The organism is Sebaldella sp. S0638 (assembly GCF_024158605.1).
Lineage (GTDB): Bacteria > Fusobacteriota > Fusobacteriia > Fusobacteriales > Leptotrichiaceae > Sebaldella.
Window position 1 is genome coordinate 23033 of record NZ_JAMZGM010000048.1, and the last position, 7319, is coordinate 30351.

General features: G+C 28.7%; 9 protein-coding genes. 1 reads left to right on the forward strand and 8 read right to left on the reverse strand.

What is annotated here, in order from left to right; all coding sequences use genetic code 11:
- The first annotated feature begins 246 nt into the window (after positions 1 to 246).
- Positions 247 to 1047, forward strand: coding sequence for an ElyC/SanA/YdcF family protein (locus NK213_RS12855; protein ID WP_253349782.1), 801 nt, complete (start codon positions 247 to 249; stop codon positions 1045 to 1047).
- A 32-nt stretch (positions 1048 to 1079) separates the two neighbouring features.
- Here the strand turns inward: NK213_RS12855 and NK213_RS12860 are convergent, their stop codons facing one another.
- From NK213_RS12860 to NK213_RS12895, 8 genes are all read right to left on the reverse strand, one after another.
- Positions 1080 to 1331, reverse strand: a complete 252-nt coding sequence (locus tag NK213_RS12860; RefSeq protein WP_253349784.1) for a hypothetical protein — start codon at positions 1329 to 1331, stop codon at positions 1080 to 1082.
- Positions 1332 to 1647: 316 nt separating this feature from the next.
- Complete coding sequence (locus NK213_RS12865; RefSeq protein ID WP_253349786.1) at positions 1648 to 2310, reverse strand: hypothetical protein; 663 nt, start codon at positions 2308 to 2310, stop codon at positions 1648 to 1650.
- Between the two features lie 177 nt (positions 2311 to 2487).
- Positions 2488 to 2967: a lipopolysaccharide assembly protein LapB gene (locus tag NK213_RS12870; RefSeq protein ID WP_253349788.1), complete on the reverse strand. Its 480-nt coding sequence runs from the start codon at positions 2965 to 2967 to the stop codon at positions 2488 to 2490.
- Positions 2968 to 2993: 26 nt separating this feature from the next.
- A complete protein-coding gene (locus NK213_RS12875) occupies positions 2994 to 3419 on the reverse strand; it encodes a hypothetical protein (RefSeq protein ID WP_253349790.1) in 426 nt (141 codons plus the stop codon).
- A gap of 130 nt (positions 3420 to 3549) precedes the next feature.
- Complete coding sequence (locus NK213_RS12880) at positions 3550 to 3990, reverse strand: hypothetical protein (protein WP_253349792.1); 441 nt, start codon at positions 3988 to 3990, stop codon at positions 3550 to 3552.
- A 137-nt stretch (positions 3991 to 4127) separates the two neighbouring features.
- Positions 4128 to 5033 carry an alpha/beta hydrolase fold domain-containing protein gene (locus NK213_RS12885; RefSeq protein ID WP_253349794.1) on the reverse strand — a complete coding sequence of 302 codons (906 nt, stop codon included), beginning with the start codon at positions 5031 to 5033 and terminating at the stop codon, positions 4128 to 4130.
- Between the two features lie 64 nt (positions 5034 to 5097).
- On the reverse strand, positions 5098 to 5577 hold the full coding sequence (locus NK213_RS12890) for a DKNYY domain-containing protein (RefSeq protein WP_253349796.1): 480 nt from the start codon (positions 5575 to 5577) through the stop codon (positions 5098 to 5100).
- Between the two features lie 1100 nt (positions 5578 to 6677).
- Positions 6678 to 7076, reverse strand: a complete 399-nt coding sequence (locus NK213_RS12895) for a DKNYY domain-containing protein (RefSeq protein WP_253349798.1) — start codon at positions 7074 to 7076, stop codon at positions 6678 to 6680.
- Positions 7077 to 7319: the final 243 nt, after the last annotated feature.

Consider the following 7319-nt stretch of genomic DNA (forward strand, 5'->3'; position numbering starts at 1 on the left):
TAATTGAAAAATAAGTTAATAATTGTACGATAAATATGCTAGAGAAAATAATAATAATTTTTTATTTAAGAAATCGGGTCTTGAAAGACCTGGTTTTTTTATTTTTCACCTAAAAATTATTTCGATATTTGTCTTACATATTTTCAAAATTTGAATCTTATTTCTGTATATGATACACTTTTCTAAAGCTTTATTTTTCTGAATTTATAATTCTTAATATGTAAAACTACAGATAGGAGACTAATAATGGAAAATCTGAACGTAACCGCTGAAAACATTAATATTATAGGCAATTTTTTATCAAGACGTGATATTCCTTCTCTGACAAAGGAAGAACTGAAAAACAGATATGCTGTTGAGAAGGCTGATATAATTATACTTTTCGGTGGGAGTATAATTCACGGCTGGGATGTTGCTGCCAAAGCGATCAAAGATGATCTGGCTGAAAAACTTCTCATCTCCGGAGGTATCGGGCATACTACCGACGAGTTACGGAGTATTATTTTTGAAAAATTTCCCGGCATAAAAACTGAAAATCGTTCAGAAGCCGATATTATTGCTGACTACATTAAACTAAAATATGACATTAATAGCCCTCTGATTGAAAACCAATCTACAAACTGCGGTAATAATGTTACCTTTGCTCTGAATACGTTGAAAGAAAATTCCATTTTCCCCAAAAATATAATAATAATTCAGGATTCTACAATGCAGGAAAGAATGGACGCCACATTTAAGCTGATTTTCAAAGATAACAGCATAAATATAATTAATTTCGCCCCTTATATTGCCAGAGTCAAAAGTGATGGAAACAAACTGATTTTTGAAAATTCAGATATCACAGGAATGTGGAGTATGAAAAAATATATAAATCTTTTAATGGGAGAAATCCCCAGATTGTGCGACAATGAAAATGGTTACGGGCCTAAAGGGATGAATTTTATTACTTCTGTAGACATTCCGGGTGAAGTTCTTGACGCATTTAATTATTTAAAAAAGTATTATGCTTCTTATGTAAGAGTGGCAAATGAGAAATTCAAATCATAAAAAAACAAGACTTTATAGGTCTTGTTTGCTTTTTATATATTCAGTTTGTAATTTCCAGATTTTTCTATAAATCTATCATATTCCTCAAGTGCTATGTCCACTTCCACTTCTCCATATCCGCTTTCTGTTAATTCCTGCATTATCATACTTTCAGAGTATTTTTGTCTTTTGCAGTTTTCTATAGCCAAAAAAAGTTTATTTTTAGGGTACCTTTTCAATTCTTCTATTTTTTCTTCATAACTTTCAGGATTTTGTGTTATTATTCTTAAATTGAAATATTTCATAAGTTTGCCTCCTTAATTGTTATCAACTTTGATATTTTAACATACAAATTAAATGAAATCAAGAATTTTTTTTGTAGTAAAATCTCCTTATTTCACGCACTTTTCTGCTATTATATTTTATATGATTTTATTGATTTTGAGCAAGTTGTTGCAAATGAAAAAATCTTCAACAATGCTTGAAGATTTTTTTGTTTTTAAATTTTATTTTTTGTATTAATATTGCATATTTCTCCGTTTTTCAAAAATCCATAAATCTAACTCCAAAAACTATTAATAAAACTTTTGAACTTAGATTTCCCAGTATTTTGGCTGATTTTTATAAATCAACTTCCAAACTTCCGCAATATACATTATCATAATGAAAAGACCACTCATTAAATAAAATCATATAATTTTTCCCTGTAGAATGTTTGTGAATTAATCCCCAGCCGCCAATATCACCTTGCTCACCCCAACTATGATAAATCCAGTGTTTATATTCAAACATATAAGTATATTCCCTATTTTTTAAACTGTCTAAGTACGAAATATCTTGTTTAGGAGTAAACTTTTCAGCTACATCCAGCAAAGGAATGACATCTGATATTTTTACTTCAATCCATGCATTATTTTCATTTTGGTACAAAATATTGTCAAAACGACACTGAACAATCGCAGACTGATCAATTTCTTCCGGATGTTCTTCCCAGCCGTTAAAAAAGGAAGTTCCCGGCATAAATAAAAGCCAAAAACTTTCACCAGTTTCAAAATTAAACGGAAAGTGCACTCTTATTATTTTAGATTCATTTTTCACAGGTATTTCCATACTTCTTTGCCAATATTCACCTTTGTTTTCCAGATCATCATCTTTAGTGAAATCCGACCACTCCACCATTGAGTCATAAGCTATTATGTCAAATTTATCTAATACTTCTTTTTTTGGTGATGCTGTTTTGTTACATGCATTGCATAAAAATGATAGTTTTTCTCCTGTATTCATAAACTATTCTCCTTCGTATAATAACTATTTAAAAATCATTTCAATTTAAAATTACTTCCTTATTGATAAAAAATCTTCAAGCATTGTTGAAGATTTTTTCATTTATTGCATTAATATCTAATATTTCTATTCTTTCGGAAATTATCAAATTTTTCCGCAGATTTATAATACCGCCTGTTAATCTCCATTCATTTTTTTCTCTTTTTCCAAATACATTAAATAGTATTTTTCAGCAAGCTTTGTTAGTTTTCCGCTTTCATCCTCACTGCCCAGAACCTTATAAAATTCTGCTAACTGAAACATTGCCCCGAGATTATCATGATCTGCCGACATTTTATAATATTTTTCAGCCAGATCTATTTTCCCTGTTTCCTGATACAAAAGACCCAGATTATACATAGCCAGATCATCATTTTTTTCAGCAGCCTTTTTATAATACTTTTCGGCTAAATCGTACTTGTCCATTTCATAATATATTATTCCTAATTCATTATAAGTACTGTATGTTCCGTCTTTCAGCAGTAAATTATAATATTCCTCTGCTTTAGCACTTTTGTTTTCTTTTGCATATATTTCCACTAATCCCTGAATCGCTTCATTTTTTGATTCCGGATATACCAATATACATAAAATAAAAAAACACAATAACTTTTTCATAATTCCTCCTCATGATTCGATAAAACTTATCTGATTTCTCTGTCTAATAATTCATAATATTCAAGTTTTGAAGGAATTAATGCTAAATTTTTCTCGTTATCTGTTACTAAAATACCAACATTAATTTCCTGTAATTCTACTATATCATTTTTTAACAGTCCTAATTTCTCTAAGCCGGACTCTGTAAAAACCTCTTCAGCATTTACCGTCTTTTTTTCTGCTAATTCTTTATAATGTTCATATGTATCAAAAGCAGTTTCTTTTTCCTTTATTCCGCTTGACTCGCCGGAAGCCTTTGAAGAACCTTCTGACCAGTACTTAGATGCATAACTGGGAGTCAGGACAACCAAAGCTGAGTAAAATGATGATGCTCCTGAAGGGTCTTTCGGAACTATATCTATATCTCCAAATATAAAGACCCCTAAAGCCAAAAATAATAATAACTTTTTCATTCGATTACCTCCTATTCTCTATATCTAATTATATCATGCTTCTATAACATTAAGAAAAATCCTGCTCTTTAATTCTTTATGATAAGCCTTGCTTTTATAGTAATCCTTTTTTGATATTCTCTAGCTGGTTTTACTCACTCTCAAGCAGCGACTGCATATATGGCTCTATACCTTCAAGATATCTTTTAGCATTTTCTTCTCCAAAATAACAGCCGTAAAATAATGTTACTTTTCCATGTAATTTTTTCTTCATATTTTGATATTTTTTATTATTTACCTTGTACATTCCTTGCAGAGCGACTATTTTCCCCGCATTAGTCTTAGAATTCTTAATAACTTTTTCCAATAATTTTTCTGAGTCACTATCCTTAAGCAGTACACTCAAATATACATCATAAAAGTCATAGCCTAATCTGTCCGCATCCACTAATTTTTGGTATGCTTCCTCTATTGTTATATTGGAATTCAGAAGCTCCTCCCTGTGTCCATTCCAGATTTCCATATTAATCATCGAAAATCCAAACTGAAAAAATATAAACATTCCAGCTAAAATTAATAATTTTTTTTTCATTATTGCCTCCTCAAACAATTTTTTACATTATAACACATTTTTACAATTATAAAAAACAAGACTATTTTATATTTAGTCTTGTTTAAAATATTTAATTTTGATTACTCACTTCTCTTATTTTTTTCAAATAGCTTTATTCAAGCCTCGGCTTTTATAGTATTAATAAAATCCACTGTATTATTTAATGCCTGATCAGCTTCCGGTATTGATTCAAATCTTGTCTGAAATACATGCCACATACCTTCCCAAATTTCCAGCTTAACAGGTACATTCACATTTGATGCTTTCTCCTTTAAAGTCAGAGAATCACTTAATAAAAGCTCTTCACTGCCAACCTGTATAAATAAAGGCGGAAAACCGGAAAAATCTCCGTAAATCGGTGAAACCATAGGATTTTTAAAGTGTTTCTTATCACAATAATATTTTGATGTTAATTCCAAATCTTCTTTAAAAATTTTAGGATCTAAATGTTCATTATTGGTGACAGATACTCCGGATAAAGAAAAATCTAACATTGGAGAAAAAAGAAATGCTGCTTTTGGCAGTGAATATTTTTTTTGTTTTAGAAGTAAAATTAATGCTAATGCCAATGCACTGCCGGACGAGTCACTTCCCAATATTATTTTTTCAGCTTTTATTCCGCTTTTTAACAGCTGCAAATATATTTCCAAAGATTTATTAAGAGCCTCCGGATATGGATTTTCCGGCGCTAGTGGGTAATTATGTATGAATAATCTTAGCTTTGAACGATTTGCAATTTCCGAAACCAATTTTCTATGAGTTAATTTTGACCCCTGATTAAGACCGCCGCCGTGAAAATAAAAAATAACATATTCTGATTCAGTAAATTCCGGGATTATCCAGTCCGCTTTTATATCTCTTATTATGACTTCTTCAATTTTCACGTTTTCAGGTAATTTTACATTCCCAGCTGACTCTTCCCACTCTTCTCTTTGAATTTTTAAAGGTGTATTGATTACGTCTTCCAAATTTTTATTCTGAAATAATTTTTCTTTTGCTGTTACAGCCTCTTTACTGATCATTTTCCCCTCCTGTAATTTTCTATTTACACTATAGCATGATTTATCTTCATAAAATATTTCTGTATTACAACGGAAAATACACGCCTTCTTTTATTAACTCTACTCTCTTTTCCCAATCTTTTATTGTATTTTTATCTGTTATTTTTGTTTCTCTAAAATATTTTGATTCTTTATCTTCAGCAGTTATATAATCGTATACTATAAAACTTTTAGAATGAGCTCCGTTTATTTTTATCAGTCTGTCAATTTCCAAAAAGTAGACATTATCCTTGTCTTTATAATATAAACTTCCATTAATTCCTTTTATCGGCATGAAATATTCAACATCAACATTTTCTATTATTTTACTGCCCAAATATATATTATTCTTGTCTTTGGCAAGAGCTTGGTCTATTATCCGAAAAGTTTCCAAATCCACATTCTCCATTTTTGTTCCATTGCTCAGCACATAATTTTCTGTTATCTTATAATTTGAAAACGGCATCAAAAGTGAATATCCTGTATTTAATAATGTTAAAAATAATAATAATCTAATTAACTTCATACTCAAACTCCTTAATTTCCACATATAATAGCTATATATTGATTTTTATTTAAATCAAAACCTAAATTAATTCCATTTTTCACTAATCGTTTTATATTATATCATAAAAACCGGCTATTTAAACAATGCCGGTACTACTCTAAAATATAAAAACCTGTATTTTAATTATAATTTCTTTAAAATACAGGTCAGTTTCTTAATTTCAATTTTCTTTTCCTACTTTCTAATTCGGAGATATACTTTACTCCTTAATATAGTTTACCTCTTTTTTTCAAATAGTCAATAGGTGATACTATATTTTAAGATTTATAATCTTTTTTAATTTTTAAATTCATTCTTTCCTTTACCTGCCCAAATAATCTCTCAATCATACGGATAAATAAAAAGAAACCCTCATGAATGACAGGTTCCTTACTATTTACATGCAATCTTCATAAACTTTAGATTTATTATATGCATATATTAACATTTGTTCCTATATTTCTATAATAAATCTTTTCATGTATACATTATACTCATATTATCTTTGATAAAATATATAATTTCCTTTCGTTTTTATATACAAATAATTATATGTTAATTAGATTAAACTTATAGCTTTCTAATTATTAATTTGTGTATCTTACAATAAAGTATAATTTTAAAGCAACAAAAAAACATTGAAATATACTTTAAATAATGATAATATATTTGTATAGTAACACATATTAATTTACACTTAGAACACAGAATGAAACAATGTAATGCGGGCACACTTCTAATTAATTTTAGAAGTGTTTATTTATACTTGACTTTTTTTGCTTGTATGATAAAATATAAATAAGGTGTATAAAATAATTAATAAATAATTACAGTACTATCAATATTATTTACTCCACAATTTTTTGGCTGCCTCCTTTCGGAGGCTTTTATATTAAAAAGAATCCGTTATATTTTCAGGATTCTTTTATTTTTTTAATTATAAAACCAAACATAATCTTTTATGAAAAGAACTGTTGCTGCAACATAATAAATTAAATATAATAACAATAAGAATTCTGCTATTTTTACAATATAAAAACATAAAATCAAATATTCGTAAATAAGCTTTAGAATAGCTCTTAATCAATTGGATGCGGAGGTAAAATCATTTTTCCATATTCAAATCCTATATTTTTATCCTCCCCGTAACTTGTTTCAAAAGTAAGGACTTTGAATGTTTTCGCATCTGCCCCCAAAACTTTCTCATTTTTATAATAAACATTATTTTTATCTTTAGCATAAAATTTGTTTAAGACTTTAAATGTTTTTACATCTGGATTTTCTAGTTCTGTTGTCAAATAATATACTTTTTTGCTGTCCTTTGAATAGCCGTTTTCCAATGTTTCAAATGTTTTCATATTCACATTTTCAATTATTCCGGTCATATAAAACCCTCTCTGAACATAAATTTTTTCTCCGTCTGATATATAATATATTTCCAAGCTTTCCCCGACAGGTTTAACTTTTTCTGGATCCATACTGTTCTGCTATACTAAAGTTGAAACAGTAAGTGATAGTTTGATAAAATCAAATTATTAAAGGAGCTGTATAAAAATGACTAAAAAAATAAAATATGATGAGGAATTAAAAAAACATATCATAAGATTGCACTTAGAAGAGGGCAGAACAATAAAGAGTTTAACAGAAGTGGTGTTAGTATGAAAAAGTGGACACAAAAATCTTGATTGTGTAAACTAATTGAGAGAAGGCAGGTGTCCGAA

Bases quoted from the DNA above. Each gene is read 5' to 3' on its own strand.
- NK213_RS12855 (WP_253349782.1), top strand. From the start codon at position 247: ATGGAAAATCTGAACGTAACCGCTGAAAACATTAATATTATAGGCAAT.
- NK213_RS12860 (WP_253349784.1), bottom strand. From the start codon at position 1,331: ATGAAATATTTCAATTTAAGAATAATAACACAAAATCCTGAAAGTTAT.
- NK213_RS12865 (WP_253349786.1), bottom strand. From the start codon at position 2,310: ATGAATACAGGAGAAAAACTATCATTTTTATGCAATGCATGTAACAAA.
- NK213_RS12870 (WP_253349788.1), bottom strand. From the start codon at position 2,967: ATGAAAAAGTTATTGTGTTTTTTTATTTTATGTATATTGGTATATCCG.
- NK213_RS12875 (WP_253349790.1), bottom strand. From the start codon at position 3,419: ATGAAAAAGTTATTATTATTTTTGGCTTTAGGGGTCTTTATATTTGGA.
- NK213_RS12880 (WP_253349792.1), bottom strand. From the start codon at position 3,990: ATGAAAAAAAAATTATTAATTTTAGCTGGAATGTTTATATTTTTTCAG.
- NK213_RS12885 (WP_253349794.1), bottom strand. From the start codon at position 5,033: ATGATCAGTAAAGAGGCTGTAACAGCAAAAGAAAAATTATTTCAGAAT.
- NK213_RS12890 (WP_253349796.1), bottom strand. From the start codon at position 5,577: ATGAAGTTAATTAGATTATTATTATTTTTAACATTATTAAATACAGGA.
- NK213_RS12895 (WP_253349798.1), bottom strand. From the start codon at position 7,076: ATGGATCCAGAAAAAGTTAAACCTGTCGGGGAAAGCTTGGAAATATAT.